The organism is Bradyrhizobium sp. USDA 4354, from assembly GCF_054060315.1.
Genome location: NZ_JBSSDC010000001.1, coordinates 5,228,924 through 5,250,983 on the forward strand (window position 1 = coordinate 5,228,924; position 22,060 = coordinate 5,250,983).

20 protein-coding genes and 2 pseudogenes are annotated in these 22,060 nt (G+C 64.0%); 19 read left to right on the forward strand and 3 right to left on the reverse strand.

What is annotated here, in order from left to right:
- Positions 1-59 precede the first annotated feature (59 nt).
- From eno to ACVIIV_RS24275, 16 genes and pseudogenes are all read left to right on the forward strand, one after another.
- A complete protein-coding gene (eno, locus tag ACVIIV_RS24200) occupies positions 60-1,343 on the forward strand; it encodes a phosphopyruvate hydratase (protein ID WP_456746382.1) in 1,284 nt (427 codons plus the stop codon).
- 44 nt (positions 1,344-1,387) lie between these two features.
- Positions 1,388-2,521, forward strand: coding sequence for a zinc-binding dehydrogenase (locus ACVIIV_RS24205; RefSeq protein WP_456746383.1), 1,134 nt, complete (start codon positions 1,388-1,390; stop codon positions 2,519-2,521).
- A 115-nt stretch (positions 2,522-2,636) separates the two neighbouring features.
- Positions 2,637-3,635, forward strand: a complete 999-nt coding sequence (locus ACVIIV_RS24210) for an MBL fold metallo-hydrolase (protein WP_456746384.1) — start codon at positions 2,637-2,639, stop codon at positions 3,633-3,635.
- Positions 3,636-3,842: 207 nt separating this feature from the next.
- Positions 3,843-4,394 carry an NADPH-dependent FMN reductase gene (locus ACVIIV_RS24215; RefSeq protein ID WP_456746385.1) on the forward strand — a complete coding sequence of 184 codons (552 nt, stop codon included), beginning with the start codon at positions 3,843-3,845 and terminating at the stop codon, positions 4,392-4,394.
- A gap of 161 nt (positions 4,395-4,555) precedes the next feature.
- Positions 4,556-4,873 carry an FtsB family cell division protein gene (locus ACVIIV_RS24220; protein ID WP_008567889.1) on the forward strand — a complete coding sequence of 106 codons (318 nt, stop codon included), beginning with the start codon at positions 4,556-4,558 and terminating at the stop codon, positions 4,871-4,873.
- A 215-nt stretch (positions 4,874-5,088) separates the two neighbouring features.
- Positions 5,089-6,049, forward strand: a pseudogene (locus ACVIIV_RS24225) (GAF domain-containing protein).
- Between the two features lie 347 nt (positions 6,050-6,396).
- Entirely contained in the window at positions 6,397-7,914 is a 1,518-nt protein-coding gene (gene adh, locus ACVIIV_RS24230) for an aldehyde dehydrogenase (protein WP_456746386.1), read from the forward strand.
- Between the two features lie 268 nt (positions 7,915-8,182).
- Positions 8,183-9,205 carry a pyruvate dehydrogenase (acetyl-transferring) E1 component subunit alpha gene (gene pdhA / locus ACVIIV_RS24235; protein WP_456746387.1) on the forward strand — a complete coding sequence of 341 codons (1,023 nt, stop codon included), beginning with the start codon at positions 8,183-8,185 and terminating at the stop codon, positions 9,203-9,205.
- Between the two features lie 28 nt (positions 9,206-9,233).
- Positions 9,234-10,616, forward strand: a complete 1,383-nt coding sequence (locus ACVIIV_RS24240; protein WP_456746388.1) for a pyruvate dehydrogenase complex E1 component subunit beta — start codon at positions 9,234-9,236, stop codon at positions 10,614-10,616.
- 3 nt (positions 10,617-10,619) lie between these two features.
- Positions 10,620-10,922 carry a DUF5076 domain-containing protein gene (locus ACVIIV_RS24245; protein WP_008547332.1) on the forward strand — a complete coding sequence of 101 codons (303 nt, stop codon included), beginning with the start codon at positions 10,620-10,622 and terminating at the stop codon, positions 10,920-10,922.
- Positions 10,923-10,924: 2 nt separating this feature from the next.
- Positions 10,925-11,377: a nucleoside deaminase gene (locus ACVIIV_RS24250; RefSeq protein ID WP_456746389.1), complete on the forward strand. Its 453-nt coding sequence runs from the start codon at positions 10,925-10,927 to the stop codon at positions 11,375-11,377.
- Between the two features lie 62 nt (positions 11,378-11,439).
- Positions 11,440-12,795 (forward strand): pyruvate dehydrogenase complex dihydrolipoamide acetyltransferase, encoded by a 1,356-nt coding sequence (locus ACVIIV_RS24255; RefSeq protein ID WP_456746390.1) that lies wholly within the window; start codon positions 11,440-11,442, stop codon positions 12,793-12,795.
- Between the two features lie 22 nt (positions 12,796-12,817).
- The gene (locus ACVIIV_RS24260) at positions 12,818-13,051 is read left to right on the forward strand and encodes a hypothetical protein (RefSeq protein WP_456746391.1); all 234 of its coding nucleotides are present in this window, start codon (positions 12,818-12,820) and stop codon (positions 13,049-13,051) included.
- A 17-nt stretch (positions 13,052-13,068) separates the two neighbouring features.
- A pseudogene (lpdA, locus tag ACVIIV_RS24265) lies at positions 13,069-14,491 on the forward strand (dihydrolipoyl dehydrogenase).
- A 128-nt stretch (positions 14,492-14,619) separates the two neighbouring features.
- Positions 14,620-15,861: a threonine synthase gene (locus tag ACVIIV_RS24270; RefSeq protein ID WP_456746392.1), complete on the forward strand. Its 1,242-nt coding sequence runs from the start codon at positions 14,620-14,622 to the stop codon at positions 15,859-15,861.
- Between the two features lie 173 nt (positions 15,862-16,034).
- Complete coding sequence (locus ACVIIV_RS24275; protein WP_456746393.1) at positions 16,035-17,006, forward strand: tripartite tricarboxylate transporter substrate binding protein BugD; 972 nt, start codon at positions 16,035-16,037, stop codon at positions 17,004-17,006.
- 149 nt (positions 17,007-17,155) lie between these two features.
- On the opposite strand, the gene ACVIIV_RS24280 is transcribed toward ACVIIV_RS24275, so the two are convergent.
- The 3 genes from ACVIIV_RS24280 to ACVIIV_RS24290 form a co-directional block, all read right to left on the reverse strand.
- Positions 17,156-17,542: a response regulator transcription factor gene (locus ACVIIV_RS24280; RefSeq protein WP_456746394.1), complete on the reverse strand. Its 387-nt coding sequence runs from the start codon at positions 17,540-17,542 to the stop codon at positions 17,156-17,158.
- Positions 17,543-17,637: 95 nt separating this feature from the next.
- On the reverse strand, positions 17,638-18,309 hold the full coding sequence (locus ACVIIV_RS24285; protein WP_456746395.1) for a response regulator transcription factor: 672 nt from the start codon (positions 18,307-18,309) through the stop codon (positions 17,638-17,640).
- Complete coding sequence (locus ACVIIV_RS24290) at positions 18,306-20,291, reverse strand: PAS domain-containing sensor histidine kinase (protein WP_456746396.1); 1,986 nt, start codon at positions 20,289-20,291, stop codon at positions 18,306-18,308. The genes ACVIIV_RS24285 and ACVIIV_RS24290 overlap by 4 nt, the downstream gene beginning before the upstream one ends.
- A gap of 500 nt (positions 20,292-20,791) precedes the next feature.
- Here ACVIIV_RS24290 and ACVIIV_RS24295 point away from each other — a divergent pair, with 500 nt between their 5' ends.
- The 3 genes from ACVIIV_RS24295 (at position 20,792) to ACVIIV_RS24305 (ending at position 21,992) form a co-directional block, all read left to right on the forward strand.
- Positions 20,792-21,001 (forward strand): hypothetical protein, encoded by a 210-nt coding sequence (locus tag ACVIIV_RS24295; RefSeq protein ID WP_456746397.1) that lies wholly within the window; start codon positions 20,792-20,794, stop codon positions 20,999-21,001.
- A 443-nt stretch (positions 21,002-21,444) separates the two neighbouring features.
- A complete protein-coding gene (locus ACVIIV_RS24300) occupies positions 21,445-21,633 on the forward strand; it encodes a hypothetical protein (RefSeq protein WP_407119207.1) in 189 nt (62 codons plus the stop codon).
- Positions 21,630-21,992: a hypothetical protein gene (locus tag ACVIIV_RS24305; protein ID WP_456746398.1), complete on the forward strand. Its 363-nt coding sequence runs from the start codon at positions 21,630-21,632 to the stop codon at positions 21,990-21,992. Before ACVIIV_RS24300 ends, ACVIIV_RS24305 begins: the two co-directional genes overlap by 4 nt.
- Positions 21,993-22,060 lie beyond the last annotated feature (68 nt).

Below are 22,060 nucleotides of genomic sequence, written 5' to 3' on the forward strand. Positions count from 1 at the left end.
CTTGCGGCCCGTGTAAGACCCGCGGCACCGATCAGCCCTAACGAACGGAAGTGGACATCATGACCGCCATCATCGACATCATCGGCCGCGAAATTCTCGATAGCCGGGGCAATCCCACCGTCGAGGTCGATGTCGTGCTGGAGGACGGCGCGCTCGGGCGCGCCGCGGTGCCGTCCGGCGCCTCCACCGGCGCCCATGAGGCCGTGGAACTGCGCGATGGCGACAAGGCCCGCTATCTCGGCAAGGGCGTGACCAAGGCGGTCGGCGCCGTCAATGGCGAGATCTTCGAGGCCCTGAGCGGCCTCGATGTCGAGCAGCAGGCCCAGATCGACCAGATCATGATCGACCTTGACGGCACGGCGAACAAGAGCCGGCTGGGCGCCAACGCCATCCTCGGCGTCTCGCTGGCGTGCGCCAAGGCGGCCGCGAACTCGCTCGACATGCCGCTCTACCGTTATGTCGGCGGCACCTCGGCGAGGCTGCTGCCGGTGCCGATGATGAACATCATCAATGGCGGCGTGCATGCCGACAACCCGATCGACTTCCAGGAGTTCATGATCCTCCCCGTCGGCGCATCCTCTTTCGCCGAAGGCCTGCGCTACGGCGCTGAGGTGTTCCACACGCTGAAGTCCGAATTGAAGAAGGCCGGCCACAACACCAATGTCGGCGACGAGGGCGGTTTCGCCCCGAACCTGCCGTCGGCGGACGCCGCGCTCGACTTCGTCATGAACGCGATCGGCAAGGCCGGCTTCAAGGCGGGCACCGATATCATGCTCGGCCTCGACTGCGCTTCGACCGAGTTCTTCAAGGACGGCAAATACGTCTATGAAGGCGAGGGCAAGACCCGCTCGATCTCCGAGCAGGCGAAGTATCTTGCCGACCTGGTCGCGCGTTATCCGATCGTGACCATCGAGGACGGCATGTCGGAGGACGACATGGACGGCTGGAAGGAGATCACCGACCTGATCGGCAAGAAGTGCCAGCTGGTCGGCGACGACCTCTTTGTCACCAACGTCAAGCGCCTCGCCGAAGGCATCAAGGCCGGCCGTGCCAACTCGATCCTGATCAAGGTCAATCAGATTGGCACGCTGACTGAGACACTCGCCGCCGTCGAGATGGCGCACAAGGCCGGCTACACCTCGGTGATGTCGCACCGCTCCGGCGAGACCGAGGATTCCACCATCGCCGATCTCGCGGTCGCCACCAATTGCGGTCAGATCAAGACCGGCTCCCTTGCGCGGTCCGATCGCACCGCCAAATACAACCAGCTCCTGCGCATCGAGCAGCAGCTCGGCAAGCAGGCGCTCTATGGCGGCAAGGCGGCACTGAAGGCGCTGGCATAAGCCGGCGCCTCGACCCGCGAAAAGACGGACAGGGGAGGATCGACATGAGCGACGGCAAGACCGGACTGCAATTGCGTTCGCTGCTGAAGAAGAGCGGCGAGCTCGAATTGTCTCTCGTGAACGTCCCGACGCCGGAGCCCGCCGACGATGAGGTCGTGGTTCGCGTCGAGGCCACCCCGATCAACCCATCCGACCTTGGGCTCCTGGTCGGGGCGGCCGACATGTCGGCCGCCCAGGCCTCCGGCACCAAGGAGATGCCTGTCGTCACCGCAAAGATGCCGGAGGCGGCGATGCGGATGATGGCGGCCAGGTTCGATCAGTCGCTGCCGGTCGGCAACGAGGGCGCCGGCACGGTGATCCGGACCGGATCGTCGGAGGCGGCGAAGGCGCTGATGGGCAAGACGGTGTCGATGATCGGTGGCGCGATGTACACACAGTACCGCGTGCTGAAGGTCCGCGACGTCATGGAGCTGCCGGCGGGCACCACGGCCGCGGACGGAGCCTCGTGGTTCGTCAATCCGCTGACAGCGCTCGGCATGACCGAGACGATGCGGCGGGAGAACCACAAGGCGCTCGTGCACACGGCCGCGGCTTCCAATCTCGGCCAGATGCTCAACAAGATCTGCATCAAGGACGGCATCGGCCTCGTCAATATCGTCAGGAGCAAGGAGCAGGCCGACATCCTGCACAAGATCGGCGCGAAATACGTCGTGGATTCCAGCGCGCCGAGCTTCATGGACGACCTCACCAACGCGCTGGTCGAGACCGGCGCCACGATCGCCTTCGATGCCATCGGCGGCGGCAAGCTCGCGAGCCAGATTCTGACCGCGATGGAAATTGCAGCCAACAAGACGGCGAAGGAATACAGCCGCTACGGCTCCAACGTGTACAAGCAGGTCTACATCTATGGCAGCCTCGACACGCGGCCGACCGAGCTGAGCCGCTCGTTCGGCCTGAGCTGGGGCGTCGGCGGCTGGCTGCTCACGCCGTTCCTTCAGAAGATCGGTCCGGCCGAGATCGGCCGCCTGCGCCAGCGCGTCGCCTCCGAGCTCAAGACCACCTTCGCCAGCCACTACACCAAGGTGGTGTCGCTTGCCGAGGCACTCGATCCCGCCAACATCGCGGCGTACGCCAAACGCGCCACCGGCGAAAAATTCCTCATCAATCCAAATAAATAATCGTGATGTGCGACGGCACGTCACCAAAGGAAGGTCTTGCCTTCTGAGCGAAGCCGGAGATTATTCCGCCGCCATTTGAAGCGGAAAAACCGCAAGGCGCTCAGAAGGACTTTCCATGACCGATCTCAATCGCCGTCACCTGCTCGCAGGCGCGGCCGCCATGGGCGCGGCTGCCGTTACCGGGCTGGGACCCATCGCTGCCAACGCCTCAGTGCCGCCAGCCGGGACGCAGGCGCCGGGCTTCTACCGCTACAAGGTCGGCCGCTTCGAGTGCACCTCGATCAATGACGGCGCGCGCACCTTCCCGATGCCGGACAAGTTCGTCGCCAACATTCCGAAGGACGAGGCTCTGGCCGCAGGCGAGGCGGCTTACATGCCGAAGGGCATGGTCACGGTGCCGTTCAACCCGCAGCTCATCAACACCGGCTCCAAGCTCGTGCTGATCGACACCGGCAACGGCATTGCGAATTTCGAGGCGAGCAAGGGTGCGGTCGGCCGCACCTTGCAAAACCTTGCTGCCGCCGGCGTCGACCCGAAGAACATCGACGTCGTGCTGCTGTCGCATCTGCATCCCGACCATACCAACGGCATCCGTCTCGCCGATGGCGCGCTGGCCTTCCCGAATGCAGAGATCATGGTGCCGGGCAAGGACTGGGAGTTCTGGACCAGCGAGGACAATGCCGCCAAGGCCGAGTCCAACCCGATGATGAAGAACTACTTCGCCAATGTGAAGAAGACCTTCGCCGGCCTCGAGTCCAAGGTGACGAAGTACGAGTGGGGCAAGGAGGTCGCGCCTGGCATCACCTCGATCGCGACACCCGGCCACACGCCGGGGCACACCTCGTTCGCGGTCGCCTCCGGCGATGCCAAGGTGCTGATCCAGTCCGACGTCACCAACATCCCGGAATTCTTCCTGCGCAATCCGGACTGGCACGTGATGTTCGACAATGATGCCGCGATGGCGCAGGCGACGCGCCACAAGTTCTACGATTTGGCGGCAGCGGAGAAGGCGACCGTCATCGGCTTCCACTTCACCTTCCCCTCGATCGGCCATGTCGCGAAGGACGGCGCCAAATATCGCCTGATCCCGTCGGCGTGGAATCCGACGATCTGATCGGCTTGCAGAGTGCCGAGAACATCAGGCCGCCGCTTGGCGGCCTGATTGTTTTGGATCGCTTCCAAGGCCGCCACGTCCGGGCTACCGGCCACTTTCGCGAAACACAGCGTTTCCAAAACGAGCCAGTTCATGCACTTGCATCTAATGGTCTGGATAGCTTAAGTGCCTTCGCGGCATTCCCGCTCAAGCCCTCAAGGACAATCCATGGCCTACAACATCGTCACGATCGCCGGCAGCCTGCGCAAGGACAGCTTCTCGCTCAGGATCGCCAATGCGCTCGCCAAGCTCGCGCCTGGCTCGCTCAAGCTCGAGGTGATCACGCCGGCGGGCATCTCGTTCTTCAACCAGGACCTCGAGGCCGCGCCGCCCGCGGACTGGCTCGCCTTCCGCGAGAAACTCCAGAAGTCGAACGGCGTCCTGTTCGTCACACCCGAATACAACCGCTCGATCCCGGGCGCTCTCAAGAACGCCATCGACGTCGCCTCGCGGCCCTATGGCAAGAGCTCGTTTCTCGGCAAGCCGGTCGGCATCATCTCCAACTCGCCGGGGCCGCTTGGCGGCGTCAGTGCGGCCAAGCATCTGCAGAACATCCTGCCGGGCATTTCCGGTCCGCTGCTCCAGCAGCCGGAAATCTACCTCAACGGCGTCGGCGATGCCTTCGACGCGGACGGCAACCTGACCAAGGACTCCCTCAAGACGGTGCTGCAGCAGTACATCGACGCTTTCGCCGCGCATGTGGCGAAGCACCAGGGGTAAGAGGGCGGCGTCATTCCGGGGCGATGCGGAGCATCGAACTATGGTGCGCAATTGCGCACCTGAGAATCTCGAGATTCCGGGTTCGGCTCTTCGAGCCGCCCCGGAATGACTTCTGATACTGAATTAGCACTCCCTTAACCAACCTGTCCCATCTTCCCAGAATGGTCTCCCGCGCCCGCCTGAAATCGATCCTGACCGGTCTTGCCCTCTACGCGATGGCGGCGGCGATCGTCGGCTATTTCGGTGTCAACGCCTATACCGGCAAATACGGCCTCAACGCGCGCCAGGAGCTCGACCAGGAGATCATCGCGCTGACCAGCGAGCTGGCCCAGCTCAAGCGCGAGCGCGCCAGGAGCGAGCAGCGCGTCTCCCTGCTGCGCACGTCGCGGATCGATCCCGACATGCTGGATGAGAGGGCGCGCTACCAGCTCGACTATGTCAATCCGCATGATCTCGTTCGGATGATCCCCGCGAAGTAGCGTTTTTCGCAGCTTTCGAAACCGACACGAAAGCGGCCGCCGAAATCCGACCTCCGTGTCTTTCGCTCCTCCGAAGGTCGTAAGCCTGGAACCGGTTGGCCGCCTTGACGGGGGCACCGCGGCGGGCTCATCGGTTGTGTGGCGCCCGCTGAAGTTGACGCAGATCAACCGGGCAGCACCGGCACGTTCTAGACTGCTATCCGGAGGAAACAGTGATGAATGGGTCAATACCCCGGCATCACGCGGCCCGCGTCGAGGCCGCCATTGCGTCAGGCCAGGCGGCTCGGTCCGCGCTCGTGGCTTCGTGGCGCCGTTCCTCCCGATTACATCATCTCGATCCCGGCGGCCGCGCCACCCCAATGCGGCTGACCGAAGCCGAGCTGCACCAGGCGCGCGAGCGCATCGCGCCGCTTCTGGCCGCCGCGCAAGGCGCGATGGACCGGCTTTATCAGGCCGTCGGCGCCGCGGGCTGCTGCGTGCTGCTCGCCGACCGCGAGGGCGTGCCGGTCGATCGCCGCGGCGCGGCGGCGGACGATGCGACGTTCCAATCCTGGGGCCTGTGGACCGGCGCGCTCTGGAGCGAGGAGCATGAGGGCACCAACGGCATCGGCACCTGCCTCGTCGAGCAGCGTCCATTGACGATCGATCGCGACCAGCATTTCTTTGCCCGGCAATACGCTTCTGAGCTGCACCGCCGTTCCGATCTACGATCACGAAGCGGCGCTCGCAGGCGTGCTCGACGTCTCCTCCTGCCGCGCCGATCGTACCGATGCCTTCGCCAGCCTGATCGCGCTCGCGGCAGGCGAGGCGGCCAGGCGTATCGAGGCCGACCTGTTTCGAAAGGCCTTTGCCCATGCCCGCATCGTGCTGACGCAAGCTGCGGACGGAAGTTGCGGCGGCCTCGTTGCGGTCGATGCGGACGATCTCGTGATCGGCGCGACCCGCTCCGCCCGGGTGGCGCTCGGAATCTCGCCCGGCCGGGCCTTGCGGCCGATGCCCGCGGCCGATCTTCTCGGCGGTGATACCGCGCACGATCACCTTGCCGGCGGCCAGCGCGCGGTGTTGCAGCGCGCGCTGCTCCGCGCCAGCGGCAACGTCTCCGCGGCCGCCAAGGCCCTCGGCGTCAGCCGCGCCACGTTGCACCGGAAACTGAAGCGGTTCGAGCTGAACCACTGAGCTGCGCTGCTTAATCGAAACTCCGATCTCGTGCCCCGGACGCAGCGCAGCGCGTCGCTCCTGCGACGGGGTGCGCTGCTGAGCCGGGGCCCATGTCTCAGCATTTTTCCGTGCGGCCTTCTGGGTCCCGGCTCTGCGCAGCAACGCCATCAGCGCGTTTGCGCGCGTCTTCGACGCACGATGGCGTTGCAGCGCGTCCGGGACACGAGAGTGTGTCGCAGAACTGCGACAGGTCCGCCCTACCATCGCTGCCGCCCGGGCTGACAGAAAACGCCTCCCGCATCATCGTCGGTGCAAGTCGCGACCATGCGACGAATTGCGCAAACAGCAAACATCGGGAGTGATCAATGAACAAGGTGGAATTCCTCAGCGTCACCAAAGTTCCCTTTGCCGAACGCTATGACAATTTCATCGGCGGCAAGTTCGTGGCGCCGATCTCCGGCAAATATTTCGACAATGCCTCGCCGGTGACCGGCCAGGTCGTCTGCAAGATCGCGCGGTCCGACGCGCAGGATGTCGAGGCGGCGCTCGACGCCGCGCATGCCGCCAAGGGGGCCTGGGGCCGCACCAGCGTCGCCGAGCGTGCCGCGATCCTGAACAAGATCGCGGACCGCATGGAGGACAATCTCGAGCGCCTCGCGATCGCCGAGACCTGGGACAACGGCAAGCCGATCCGCGAGACCCGCGCCGCCGACCTGCCGCTCGCGATCGATCATTTCCGCTATTTCGCCGGCGTGGTGCGCGCCCAGGAAGGCTCGATCGGCGAGATCGACCACGACACCATCGCCTATCATTTCCACGAGCCGCTCGGCGTGGTCGGCCAGATCATTCCCTGGAACTTCCCGCTGCTGATGGCCTGCTGGAAGCTTGCGCCTGCGCTGGCCGCCGGTAATTGCGTGGTGCTCAAGCCCGCCGAGCAGACCCCGGCCTCGATCATGGTCTGGGCCGAGATCATCGCCGACATCCTGCCGCCCGGCGTTCTCAACATCGTCAACGGCTTCGGCCTCGAGGCCGGCAAGCCGCTGGCGTCGAGCCCGCGCATCGCCAAGATCGCCTTCACCGGCGAGACCACGACGGGCCGGCTGATCATGCAATATGCCAGCCAGAACCTCATTCCGGTCACGCTGGAGCTCGGCGGCAAGTCGCCCAACATCTTCTTCAAGGACGTCACCGCGGAAGATGACGATTTCTTCGACAAGGCGATCGAAGGCTTCGTCATGTTCGCGCTGAACCAGGGCGAGGTCTGCACCTGTCCGAGCCGGGCGCTGGTCCACGCCGATATCTATGACCGCTTCATGGAGCGGGCGCTGAAGCGCGTCACCGCGATCAAGCAGGGCGATCCGCGCGATCCCACCACTATGATCGGCGCCCAGGCATCCAGCGAGCAGCTGTCCAAGATCCTCTCCTATATCGACATCGGCAAGCAGGAGGGCGCCAAGGTGCTCGCCGGTGGCGGACGCGCCGAGCTCGGCGGCGATCTCGCCGGCGGCTTCTACGTCCAGCCGACCGTGTTCGAGGGCCACAACAAGATGCGAATCTTCCAGGAGGAGATTTTCGGCCCCGTCGTCTCGGTCACGACTTTCAAGAGCGACGAGGAGGCGCTCGCGATCGCCAATGACACGCTCTACGGCTTAGGTGCCGGCGTCTGGAGCCGCGATGCCAATCGCTGCTACCGCTTCGGCCGGGCGATCCAGGCCGGCCGGGTCTGGACCAACTGCTACCATGCCTATCCCGCGCATGCGGCCTTCGGCGGCTACAAGCAGTCGGGCGTCGGTCGCGAGACCCACAAGATGATGCTCGATCACTATCAGCAGACCAAGAACCTCCTGGTCAGCTATAGCCCCAAGAAGCTCGGCTTCTTCTGATCGACGGCGCGGGGCAGGGCGGCGCCATGTCAGGCGCCGCCCATTTCGCTGCCGGGATCAGCATGCTCGATAGTTCTTGATCCGGTCACGAATCCGGGTGCGCGCCTGCCACGTAGATTTGTTGCCCGATCAGCGCCAAACATTTTGCAATATTTCGACCACGTTGCAGTGCGGCATAATGAAAATCGTGGCATGCCGCCGCAGTGCTTTCCAAGGGCGTTTGACTTGGGTTAGAGAGGACGAAAGTTTTCTCTGACCCGGAATTCCTATGGCCGCACCCAAGAAAGCCGCCGCAAGCACTCCACAAGACAAGACCAACGGCGGCTCGCCCCCGGAATTTACCAGAGAGCAGGAGCTCAAGGCGCTCCGCGACATGCTCCTGATCCGGCGGTTCGAGGAAAAGGCCGGCCAGCTCTACGGCATGGGCGCGATCGGCGGCTTCTGCCACCTCTATATCGGCCAGGAGGCGGTGGTGGTCGGCATGCAGATGGCCTTGAAAGAGGGCGATCAGGTCATCACCGGCTATCGCGATCACGGCCACATGCTCGCCACCGGCATGGACGCCAACGGCGTCATGGCCGAGCTCACGGGCCGCCACGGCGGCTATTCCAAGGGCAAGGGCGGCTCCATGCACATGTTCAGCAAGGAGAAGCACTTTTACGGCGGCCACGGCATCGTCGGCGCGCAGGTCTCGCTCGGCACCGGTCTCGCTTTCGCCAATCACTATCGCGGGAACGATAACGTCAGCGTCACCTATTTCGGCGACGGCGCGGCCAACCAGGGCCAGGTCTATGAGAGCTTCAACATGGCGGAGCTCTGGAAGCTGCCGGTGATCTACGTCATCGAGAACAACCGCTACGCCATGGGCACCTCGGTCTCGCGCGCCTCGGCCCAGCAGGATTTTTCCAAGCGCGGCGCGTCATTCAACATTCCGGGCAAGCAGGTCGACGGCATGGATGTCCGCGCCGTCAAGGCTGCGGGCGAGGAAGCGGCGGCCTGGTGCCGCGCCGGCAAGGGTCCGTACATCCTGGAGATGCAGACCTACCGCTATCGTGGCCACTCGATGTCCGACCCTGCAAAATATCGCACACGCGAGGAGGTCGAGAAGGTCCGCCACGACCAGGACCCGATCGAGCAGGTGCGCAACCGCCTCTTGGCCGCGAAGGTCAGCGAGCAGGATTTGAAGGCGATCGACGCCGAGGTGCGCGACATCGTCAATGCGTCCGCCGATTTCGCCCAGCATGATCCCGAGCCGGATGCCGCCGAGCTCTGGACCGACGTTTACCGCTGAACGCGCGCAAGCTTTCTTTGGAGAAGATATGCCAATTCAAGTGCTGATGCCCGCGTTGTCGCCCACGATGGAGAAGGGCAACCTCGCCAAATGGCTGAAGAAAGAGGGCGAGACGATCAAGTCGGGCGACGTGATCGCCGAGATCGAGACCGACAAGGCGACCATGGAGGTCGAGGCGACCGATGAGGGGACGCTCGGCAAGATCCTGATCCCCGAGGGCACCGCCGACGTCGCGGTGAACACGCCGATTGCGACCATCCTCGCCGATGGTGAGAGCGCCGCTGATCTTGCGAAAGCGCCCGCAGCGGCCGCGAAGGCTGCGGAGTCCGCGCCGCCGGCGGCAGCAAAGGCCGAGTCGCCCGCGCCGAAGGCCGCGCCTGCTCCGCAGGCCGTTGCCGAGCCGGATCCGGAAGTGCCCGCCGGCACCGAGATGGTGACGCAGACCATCCGCGAAGCGCTGCGGGATGCCATGGCCGAAGAGATGCGCCGTGACGCCGACGTCTTCGTGATGGGCGAAGAGGTCGCCGAGTATCAGGGCGCCTACAAGGTGACCCAGGGCCTGCTCCAGGAATTCGGCGCCAAGCGGGTCATCGACACCCCGATCACCGAGCACGGCTTTGCCGGCGTCGGCGTCGGCGCCGCGATGACTGGATTGAAGCCGGTCGTCGAGTTCATGACCTTCAACTTCGCGATGCAGGCGATCGACCAGATCATCAACTCCGCGGCCAAGACGCTCTACATGTCCGGCGGTCAGATGGGCTGCTCGATCGTGTTCCGTGGGCCCAATGGCGCGGCCGCGCGCGTCGCCGCCCAGCACAGCCAGGATTACTCGGCCTGGTACTCGCATATTCCGGGCCTCAAGGTGGTTGCGCCGTATTCGGCGGCTGACGCCAAGGGTCTTTTGAAGGCCGCGATCCGCGATCCCAATCCGGTGATCTTCCTCGAGAACGAGGTGCTCTACGGCCACACCGGCGAGGTGCCCAAGCTCGACGATTTTATCATTCCGATCGGCAAGGCCCGCATCGTGCGCTCCGGCAGCCACGTCACGATCGTCTCCTGGTCGAACGGCATGACCTACGCGCTCAAGGCCGCCGACGAGCTCGCCAAGGATGGCATCGAGGCTGAGGTGATCGACCTGCGCACGCTGCGCCCGATGGACACCGAGACCATTATCAACTCGGTCAAGAAGACCGGCCGCGCCGTCACGGTGGAAGAGGGCTGGGCCCAGAGCGGCGTCGGCGCCGAGATCGCCGCGCGCATCATGGAGAACGCCTTCGATTATTTGGACGCGCCGGTTGCGCGCGTCTCCGGCAAGGATGTGCCGATGCCCTATGCCGCCAACCTGGAGAAGCTCGCGCTGCCCTCGGCGGCAGAAGTCGTCGAGGCCGCCAAAGCCGTCTGCTACAGGTAGACCATGGCGGGCCCGAAGGAGCAGCCACTGCCGCCCGACGTCATGACCCGCGACGACGCGGTCGAGATACTGCGCGTGTTCGTACTGGATGGCGGGCTGTCGATGGCGTTCCAGCGCGCCTTCGAGGAGCCCGACATGTGGGGCCTCCTGCTCGTCGATCTCGCCCGCCACGCCGCGCGCGCCTATGCGCGCGAGAGCGAATACACCGAGGAGGACGCGCTGAACCGGATCCTCGACATGTTCCAGGCGGAGATCGAGCGTCCCACCGACACCGGCACCACGACGCCGCGCGGGAAGGGGCACTGACCGTGACGATCGAATCCTATCACTACGATTTCATGCTTGAGGCGATCCGAGAGGCGGAAGCCTCGATCGCGCAAGGCGGCCTGCCGATCGGCGCGGTGCTGACGCGCGACGACAAGATCATCGCCCGCGGCCACAACAACCGCGTGCAGGAGAATAACGTGATCCTGCACGGCGAGATGAGCTGCCTGCGCGAAGCCGGTGCGATCAAATTCCACGACACCGTCATGTACACCACGCTGTCGCCATGCTCGATGTGCGCTGGCGCGCTCGCGCTGTTCAAGGTCAAGCTGGTGGTGATCGGCGAGTCCGTCACCTTCCCCGGCTCCAAGGACATCCTCGACAAGTTCGGCATCCCCTGGATAGATCTTGCCGACGACCGCTCCATCACCATGATGAAGAATTGGCGTTCCATCCCAGCCAATGAGCGCCTGTGGCAGGGCGACATCGGCAACTAAACCTGGTCTGTTCGTCTTCGCCTTCGAAGACGACGTTTTGCAAAGTTCTTCTTGAGGTCAGCATGCCCATCAACATCCTGATGCCCGCTCTCTCGCCGACGATGGAGAAGGGCAACCTCGCCAAGTGGCTGAAGAAGGAAGGCGACAAGGTCAAGTCCGGCGACGTCATCGCCGAGATCGAGACCGACAAGGCAACCATGGAGGTCGAGGCGATCGACGAGGGCACGATCGCCAAGATCCTGGTGCCCGAGGGCACGCAGGACGTTCCGGTCAACGACGTGATCGCCGTGCTCGCCGGAGAGGGCGAGGATGTGAAGGCTGCAGGTAGCGCCAAGCCCAGCGCTTCGGCCGCGCCTCCGAAAGCTGCTGAAGCACCCGCTGCTGCCCCGGCGCCCGCGCCAGCGCCTGCTGCGCCCAAGGCCGCGCCGCCGCCCGCTGCTGCTCCGGCGCCGCAGCCCGCAGCTCCGGCCGCGCAGGCCAACGGTCATGGCGGCCGCGTGTTCTCATCGCCGTTGGCGCGCCGTCTCGCCAAGGAAGCCGGCATCGATGTCGGCATGGTTACCGGCACCGGCCCGCATGGCCGCGTGGTCGCGCGCGACGTCGAGCAGGCCAAGTCCGGCAAGGGCCTCAAGGCGCCCGCCGCGGCGCCGTCAGGTGCGCCCGCGATCGCGCCGACCATGTCGGACAAGCAGATCCTGTCGCTGTTCGAGCCCGGCTCCTACGACATCGTCCCGCATGACGGCATGCGCCGCACCATCGCGCAGCGCCTGACCGCATCGATCCAGAACGTCCCTCACTTCTACCTCACCATCGACTGCGACATCGGCAAGCTGCTCGCCGCGCGCGAGGAGATCAACGCCGCCGCGCCGAAGGACAAGGAAAAGAAGCCGCTCTACAAGATCTCCGTCAACGACTTCGTCATCAAGGCGATGGCGGTCGCGCTGCAGAAGATCCCGAACTGCAACGTCAGCTGGACCGAAAGCGGCATGGTCAAGCATCACCATTCCGACGTCGGTGTGGCCGTCGCGATGCCCGGCGGCCTGATCACGCCGATCATCCGGAAAGCGGAGACCAAGACGCTGTCCACCATCTCCAACGAGATGAAGGACTTTGCCGCGCGCGCCCGTTCCCGCAAATTGAAGCCCGAGGAGTACCAGGGCGGCACCACCGCCGTCTCCAACCTCGGGATGTACGGCATCAGCCACTTCACCGCCGTGATCAATCCGCCGCATGCGACGATCCTCGCGGTCGGCACCAGCGAGGAGCGCCCCGTGGTGCGCGGCGGCAAGATCGAGATCGCGAATATCATGAGCGTGACCCTGTCCTGCGATCACCGCGCCATCGACGGAGCGCTCGGCGCCGAGCTGATCGGTGCGTTCAAGCAGCTGATCGAAAATCCCGTCATGATGATGGTCTGACGCGGCGGCAGAGGGGGCAAGCTTGCATGTCCGGACCCGCTGGCCATGGATATCGCTGCTGCTCGGAGCCGTCGTCGCGCTCAATCCGATCGGGTTCGATTTTCTTCACTCTGCGTTCTTTGCCGGCGAGCAGCTGGCACGGAACATCGCCCAGCCAATTGTGCTCACTGTGCTGGCCGTCCTAGTCCTGGCGGTGGTGCTCGAATGGCTGGTGAGATCTTTTCTGGTCAAGCGCCGCGCCCGCGGCGCCTCTTGAGTTGAACGGGAGCCGCCATGGCCGACACATCCTTCGACGTCATCATCATCGGCTCTGGTCCCGGCGGCTATGTCACCGCGATCCGTGCCGCGCAGCTCGGCTTCAAGACCGCGATCGTCGAAAAATCCTATCTCGGCGGCATCTGCCTGAACTGGGGCTGCATCCCAACCAAGGCGCTCTTACGCTCGGCCGAGATCTATCACTACATGCAGCACGCCAAGGATTACGGCCTCTCGGCGGAGAAGGTCTCGTTCGATCCGAAGGCCGTGGTGCAGCGCTCACGCGGCGTCTCCAAGCGGCTGAACGACGGCGTCGGCTTCCTGATGAAGAAGAACAAGGTGAGCGTGATCTGGGGCGCCGCATCGATCGACGCACCCGGCAAGGTCACCGTGAAGAAGTCCGACGTCGAGGGCCCCAAGGGCGCGCTGGGCGAGGGGACCTATCAGGCAAAACACATCATCGTTGCGACCGGCGCGCGGCCGCGCGTGCTGCGCGGGGCTCGAGCCCGACAAGAAGTTGGTCTGGACTTATTTCGAGGCGATGGTGCCGGACCGGATTCCGAAGTCGCTGCTGGTGGTCGGCTCCGGCGCCATCGGCATCGAGTTCGCGTCCTTCTTCCATACCTTGGGCTCCGACGTCACCGTGGTCGAGGTGCTGCCGCAGATCCTCCCCGTGGAGGACGTGGAAATCGCAGGGCTTGCGCGGAAACGCTTTGAGAAGATGGGCATGAAAATCATGTCCTCGACCAAAGTCACAAAACTCGAGAAGAAGGCCGACAGCGTCGTCGCCACCATCGATGACGGCAAGGGCAAGCCTGTCACCACCGAGTTCGAGCGCGTGATCTCGGCGGTCGGCGTCGTCGGCAATATCGAGAATCTCGGCCTCGAAAAGTTAGGGGTGAAGACCGACCGCGGCATCATCGTGGTCGACGGCTACGGCAAGACCAACATTCCCGGCATCTACGCCATCGGTGACGTCGCCGGTCCCCCGATGCTCGCGCACAAGGCCGAGCATGAGGGTGTGATCTGCGTCGAGGCGATCAAGGGCCTCAATCCGCACCCCATGGACAAGAACATGATCCCGGGCTGCACCTATTGCCATCCGCAGGTCGCGTCCGTGGGTCTCACCGAAGCCAAGGCGAAGGAGAGTGGCCGCGAGATCCGCGTCGGCCGCTTCCCCTTCGTCGGCAACGGCAAGGCCATCGCGCTCGGCGAGGATCAGGGTCTGGTCAAAGTCATCTTCGACAAGAAGACCGGCCAGCTCCTCGGCGCCCACATGGTCGGCGCGGAGGTCACCGAGCTGATCCAGGGCTATGTCGTCGCCATGAACCTGGAGACCACGGAAGAAGAGCTGATGCACACGGTCTTCCCGCATCCGACACTGTCGGAGATGATGAAGGAAGCCGTGCTGGATGCGTACGGACGGGTGCTGAATATCTAGCCGCCGCCGTCATTGCGAGCGAAGCGAAGCAATCCAGACTGCCGCTGCGGAAAGATTCTGGATTGCTTCGCTTCGCTCGCAATGACGAGCAGAGAGACCTGTTTGCAGAATAAGAAGGAAATCACCCCATGCACGACAACGACAATCTCACCATCGAACGCCCGACCTTCGTCACGCATCTGGAATGCGCAATGGAAGGCGATCACTACGCCGCCGACCAGGTTCACAATCTCTCAAAAGCAGGTAAGCCGCTGCTCGTTCGCTACGACCTCGCTGGCGTGAAGAAGGCGCTGACCAAGGACGCGCTTAGCCAACGTCCCGGCGACATGTGGCGCTACCGCGAGCTGCTGCCGGTACGCAAATGCAAGGACATCGTCTCGCTCGGTGAGGTGACCACGCCGCTGATCCGGCTGCCGAAGCTCGGCGCAAAGCTCGGCGGCGGCGAGATCATCGTGAAGGACGAGGGGCGGCTGCCGACCGGCTCGTTCAAGGCGCGCGGCCTGGTGATGGCGGTGTCGATGGGCAAGGCGCTCGGCATCAAGCACATGGCGATGCCGACCAACGGCAATGCCGGCGCTGCGCTCGCGGCCTATGCAACGTCCTGCGGCATCAAGACCACGATCTTCTGCCCGGCCGATACGCCCGAGGTGAATGTCAGCGAGATCGAGCTGCAGGGCGCGACCGTCTACCGCGTCAACGGCTATATCGACGATTGCGGCAAGATCGTTGGTGAGGGCAAGGCCAAGGTCGGCTGGTTCGACACCTCGACCTTGAAGGAGCCGTACCGCATCGAGGGCAAGAAGACGATGGGCCTCGAGCTTGCCGAGCAGCTCGGCTGGGACGTGCCCGACGTGATCTTCTATCCGACCGGTGGCGGCACCGGCCTGATCGGCATGTGGAAGGCGTTCGACGAGCTCGAGAAGATCGGCTTCATCGGTTCGAAGCGCCCGCGCATGGTCGCGGTACAGGCCTCCGGCTGCGCGCCGATGGTGCGCGCTTACGAGGCCGGGACCGAGCATGCGACGCGCTGGGAGGATGCCCACACCATCGCCTCAGGTATCCGCGTGCCGCAGGCAATCGGCGATTTCCTGATTCTGCGTGCGGTGCGCGAGAGCAAGGGCTTTGCCATCGCGGTCGACGACGACAACATCTCGGCGGCGCTGAACGAGGTCGCGCGCGAGGAGGGGCTCTTGCTCTGCCCGGAGGGCGCCGCCACCTACGCCGCCTACAAGCAGAGCCTCGCCGACGGCCGCGTCAGCAAGACCGACCGCGTGATGCTGTTCAACTGCGCGACCGGCCTAAAATATCCGCTGCCGCCGGTGACCCGCACACTCGACCGCCACAAGCCGGTCGATTATTCGCAGTTCTAGACTTTCTCCCTCGCCCCGCTTGCGGGGAGAGGGTTGGGGTGAGGGGGAGTCTCCGCGGGGGCGGTGACAGTTGGACTCGAGGAGACTCGCCCTCACCCGAAAGCTTCGCTTTCGACCTCTCCCCGCAAGCGGGGAGAGGTGAACAAACAAAAGATATCGCTGGGGAGAAGACAATGACGAAGGCCGTCTGGGCTGCGCTGTTTGCTATTCTCGCTGTGACCGGCGCTGCGCGCGCCGATGACTATCCCACCCGTCCCATCACCATCATCGTGCCGTTCTCGGCCGGCGGGCCTTCGGATGCAATGGCGCGCGTGCTCGCCGACCGGATGCGCACCTCGCTCGGCCAGCCCGTGGTGATCGAGAACGTCACCGGCGCGGGCGGCTCGATCGGCGTCGGCCGCGCCGTGCAATCGCCGCCGGACGGCTACACCATCTCGTTCGGCCATCTCGGCACCCACGTGGCCAACGGTGCCGTCTACAAGCTCAAATTCGACCTCGTCGCCGATCTCGAGCCGGTGGTGCTGCTGCCGAGCAACCCGATGATCGTGGTCAGCAAGAACGCGGTGCCCGCGACCTCGCTGAAGGAGCTGATCGAGTGGCTCAAGTCGCGACCGTCGCCGCCGACCGCAGGCACGGCCGGCGCGGGCTCCGGCAGTCACATCGCGGGCGTCTATTTCGAGAACGTCTCCGGCATCAAGCTGCAATACGTGCCGTATCGCGGCACCGCGCCCGCGCTGAACGATCTCATCGCCGGCCAGATCGACCTCATCCTCGACCAGACCTCCAATTCCATCAACCAGGTCCGCGCCGGCACCATCCGCGCCTACGCCATCACCGATAGCAAGCGCCTGGCCTCGGCACCCGAGATCCCGACCGCGGAGGAGGCGGGCCTCAAGGGCTTCAACATGACACTGTGGTCCGGCATGTGGGTGCCGAAGGGAACGCCGAAAGAGATCGTGACCAAGCTCAACGCCGCGGCCGTGGAGGCGCTGAACGATCCCGCGGTGAGGAAGCAGCTCGAAAGCCAAGGCCTGGAGATGACGCCCAAGGATCAGCTCACGCCCGAAGCGCTTGGCACTCGCCAGAAGGCCGAGATCGCCAAATGGTGGCCGATGATCAAGGCGGCGAACATCAAGGTGGATTGAACCCGGCGGCGCAAGCCTCGCGGTGTGTCGCCACGGTTCTGCGGCTCATTCCGAGCAGGCCGCGAACGCGCCATCTCGCGGGAAGCCTTCGCGAGAAGCGGGATTTGTCCTGCTCGCTGTCACCGCTGCGTTTGCTGGCCGCCGGGCGCTCACTGCGCGGTTTCGTGACCTGCTGCCAGCGCACGGTTCAGGCATTGCATCAGATCCGAGGCGGCGAACGGCTTACCGAGAAAACAGATTGCGCCGGCATTTAGCGCACGCACGCGTACGCTCTCATCCGGGAAAGCTGTGATGAATATGAACGGCTTAGCCGAACCCTGCGCCCGCATCTGCGTCAACAGATCGATTCCGGTCATCTGCGGCATCTGCACGTCGGCGATCACGCACGAGGTGTCATTCGAATCGGTCGACCTCAAGAACTCCTCGGCCGAGGCGAATGTGTGGACGATGTATCCGCGCGATTCCAAGAGATTGTTGATCGCGGCCCGAACGTAAGGGTCGTCGTCAAGCACCGAAATGACCGAAGCCGCTGACAAGACGTCCGCTCCTCGCCGGGAATTACGCTTGCCGTCGCCACGGCTACACATAAAGGGGTAAGGTGGACCTGCCAGTCACGATTGGAAACTCATACTTAGGTTTGTGCGTCGGACTTGTTCGATCCAATCCCGAGCGCCTCGCTCATTCTCACCAGATCGGCCAGCGACTTCGCGCCCATTTTCCGCATGATCTGGCCGCGGTAGATTTTAACGGTGATCTCCGCCAATCCGAGCTGGGCGGCCACTTGTTTGTTCATCAGGCCGGACGTCACCAGTGACAATACGTCTCGCTCCCGCGAGGACAGCGACTCGAAGCGTGATCTGACGCTCGAGACCGTCCTGTTGAGGTCGCGGCGCTTGCGGTCTCGCTCGATCGCGGCCTGGACTGCGTCCAGAATGTCCTGGTCGCGAACCGGCTTGGTCAGGAAGTCGATCGCGCCGCTCTTCATGGCCCGAACCGTCATGGGAATATCGCCATGACCCGTAATGAAGATGATAGGCGTGTGGATATTTGCCTTGGCAAGATCGGCCTGCAGGTCGAGACCGCTAACTCCCGGGAGGCGGATGTCGAGCACGAGGCAACTGGGGACGTCGGGCGGCTTGGCCTGCAGCAGTTGCGGCGCCGAGCCGAACGCTTCGACCTTGAGGCCGACCGATTCGAACAGATTGGTGAGCGCACGGCGCATGGATGCGTCGTCGTCGACGATGAAGACGATCGGCTGATCGCCATCCTCCCTGGGCGGCGAAGGCTGCGCGCGCTCGGTCACGATGCGCCCTCGCGATGGAGCGGAAGGGTGATCTGAAAAGTCGCGCCGTGCTCCTGGTTCGGCCTGGCGGAAAGTCGTCCGCAATGGGCTTCGATAATGGAGCGGCAGATCGACAGGCCCATGCCCATACCGCTGGACTTCGTGGTAAAGAACGGCATGAACAGGCGGTCCATTGCCTGTTCGTCGATGCCGATGCCGCAGTCGGATACGCTCACCAGCACCGCGCCATTGTCGTCGGCCGCTGCACGGATCGCCAGCTCGCGCGGGCGGTCATGGATGCCTTCCATGGCCTCGATCCCGTTCTTGATCAGGTTGATCAGGACCTGCTGCAATTGAATGCGATCCCCAAAGATCCTGGGTAGTACCGACGATAGTTCCATTCGAACCGACACGGCGTGGCTGGCCATCTCGCGCTGTACGAGCGCCACAGCCTCGCGCACGACCACGCTGATGTCGAGTGGAGCCATCTCGATATCGGAACGCTTGGCGAGCGCCCGAACATGACGGATCACGTCGCTGGCGCGCTTGCCGTCCTCGATGATCCACTCCACGGAGCGGCGCGCTGCCTTGAGGTCGGGCGGACTGCGCTGCAGCCAGGCGAGACAGGCGTCGGCGTTTGCGATCACTGCGGCGAGCGGCTGATTGATTTCGTGGGCAATGGAAGCGGTCAGCTCACCCAGTGTCGTGACACGGGTGACATGGGCGAGCTCGGCCTGGGCCTTGCGCAGCGCGTCTTCGGCTTGATTGGCCCGGATCGCCGCGGTTACGTCTGTGCAGACGCCGCGATAGCCCAGGAAAGTGCCGTCGGCGTCGAAGAACGGCTTGCCGCTGGTCCGGACGTAGATCGGCTGTCCGTTGCGGTCTTTGCTGCGATACACCAGGTCGCGGAACGGGACGTGGGCGTCGAGCGCCGCCCGATGTTGTCGCCATTTTTCAGGTTCGAGATCTGCGTCCGGAGCGATGTCCCAACGCGTGAGTCCGATCAGGCCGGCGGGGGCGGTCATGGTATCGGAGTGTTCCGATATGTGGGTGACGCGATGGTCTGGCCCCGTCTCCCAGAACCAATCAGAGGCGGTTTCGGCATAGTCGCGAAAGCGCTGCTCGCTGTCACGCAGCCTGTGTTCTGCCTTTTTGGTCGCCGTGATGTCGGATACCGATCCAACGAACTCCACGCGACCGCTGGAATCTCGCGTCGCCCGGGCCACCGCTCGGACGTACTTGATGGAGCCGTCGGGCATCACGAGCCGGTATTCGTGATCGTAATCCTTTCCCTCTTGGGCGGCCCGACCCGTAGTCTGTTGCACCGCGAGCCGGTCGTCCGGATGGATCCGCTGCAGCATGAACGAGATCTTTGGCTTGGTTCCCTCTTCGCACTGGAAGATGCGATAGGTCTCCTTGGACCACGTGATCTCGCGGGTTGCGGCCTTCCAGCCGAAGCTGCCGGTGTGGCTCAATTCCTGCGCCTGGGCGAGATAAGCCTCGCTCTGTCGCAGCGCATTCTCCGCTTCCTTGCGCTCGGTGATGTTCTCGCAGGCGACCAATACGATTGGTCCGCCATTGGCCCGCAGCATGGTCTTGGCGTTCTCTCGCACCCATAGCATCGAGCCGTCCTTGCGAACCTTCCGGATTTCCCAGGTGTGTGACTGATCAACGGTCTCAAGGCACAGCGCGACACACGCGCGGACAGTAGCGCGATCTTCCTCGAAGAAGACATCCAGCACCGATCGGCCGATCAACTCCGCGGGCGTATAGCCCAGCTGCGCGGCGCCAAACGTGTTCACGTTGATGACGGTTCCGGCCGGGTCGACCATGAAGTACATGACCGGGTTGTGCTCGAAGACTTGCTGCCACTGCTTGACCGCCTCCAGCAGACCGGCATCACCGGGCTCAACGCGCGGCTTGGCAGTGACAGTGTGCCTGACGCAGCCGACGAGGAATTGCGCGGCTGACTTCCCCAACGCTACGGCCCGGCCCGGCTTCATCGCAGACGCTCCCGGCGCTCTCTGCGTGAACGCAAGTAGAGCACGTTGCCGCCGGAGGAGCAATTCCAGCCAAAGTCGGATGGGCGGTGACGACGTTCGCCTTGGGATTGACTGCTCGCCCTTGTCCATTGCGGCGCATCAAGCCGGATGCGCGAGGCAATTTTTCGCGGCGGCCGTGCAGCCCGCGCGCCGTGCGCCGTCTCGTTGAACGTGAGCCGGTGCGAGAGGCCATCCGGGCAAGTACGGGACAAACCTAGGTATAGCTTCTCCAATCCTAGTCATGTCGGCCATTTACCTCCGTACAGTTGAGCGCTTCGTGCCCGGCGGACTAGCCTCGTGATCATCGGGAGTGTCGACCAGCCAATCGCAGCGGTCGTACGGGTGGCCGGTCTCAGACCTGCAGGCCGAAGCCTCTCACCGACAGGCAGCTGCGATCGCGGCAATTCACGACCCGTGTGAGGTCGAACTGACAAAAGCGCAAGCAACAGAGGGAGACAGCAATGTGCGATACATCGGTACTTCTTGAGCGTCGCCTGTCGGAGTCCGAACGTTGCTCTTCAATCAACGGCTGTGCAGTGTGCGGCGGCAAGTTTGGCCTGATCCGCCACTATTCCTGGCGCACCGCGCTCTGCTCCAGAAAGTGCGTCGATCGCTTCCGCACACGCCGCGAACGTGATCGCCGGTGGTTGTTCCAGGTTCAGGTCGCGTGAGGCCGGGCTAGAGGGCTGACATCGTTCCGAAGGTCTGATCCGGGAGCCCCTGCGTTGAACCGCTCATGCAAGCTCTTGTGCTCGATGGTTCTCCTCGGCTCCATTGCGACGGTCCAGGCACAGGAGACGGGACACGGTGCCGTTCATCGCCAGCACCCACCCCAGGACCAGGCGCTGCACGAAAAATTCTATTCGACCTGGCACATGCCGGACAATCCGAGCCTCAGTTGTTGCAACAGCGCCGACTGCTATCCGACCGATATCAAGTACATCGACGGCCAGATCTATGCACGGCGCCGGGAGGACGGGAGATACATTCTGATTCCACCACAAAAGGTGGAGCGAAACAGGGATAATCCGGACGGCCGAAACCATCTTTGCGCTCCACCGCCCGCACTGTCTCCGCTCGACAGCGTTTACTGCTTCGCTTTGGGAGGTGCCACATGAGATTCGCGTTCGTGCTGGTCAACGGCCGGACCCCGTTCCGGAAGACCTGGTGCATGCAGTGCTGCGAGCCGATCAGCGGCAGCTATCTCCGCGAGATCGCGACCCGTCTGCCTTACTGCGACCATCAGTGCTACGCGCTGTTCTGCGAGGCCCTCGCGAAAGATGGCGTGAGGGCGGTTTCATGAAGTTCGTGGTGGTCAATCACGAGCCCCCGTCGCACGCGGCCACGTGCAGCACATGCTCGCGGTCGCTCCGCTCCGGCTATGTCCGGCATGCGCGGACACAGCGCCGTTACTGTGACTACGATTGCTACCGCCGCGGCGAGTTCGTCACGTTGTTGATGCAATGGCCGATGTCTGGGCGGGCAGAGCCGGCCGCCGCGAACGTCGAGCTCGCCGCTGGCGGCATGATCGAGACATTGGCGGTCCTGAGCGCCGTCTGGTGCTGGAGCTGCACGATCCACGCCTGGACCTTCGCGAGAGTCTTGACCGGCGCATATTTGGACGGTCGCGATCTGATCACGATGGAAGGAGGTGACAGCTAGCTGCGCGACTGCACTCGCGTGGAAGCCGCAGCGACGCAACCTTGCAGACGCCGCGTCCAGCCCCGGCG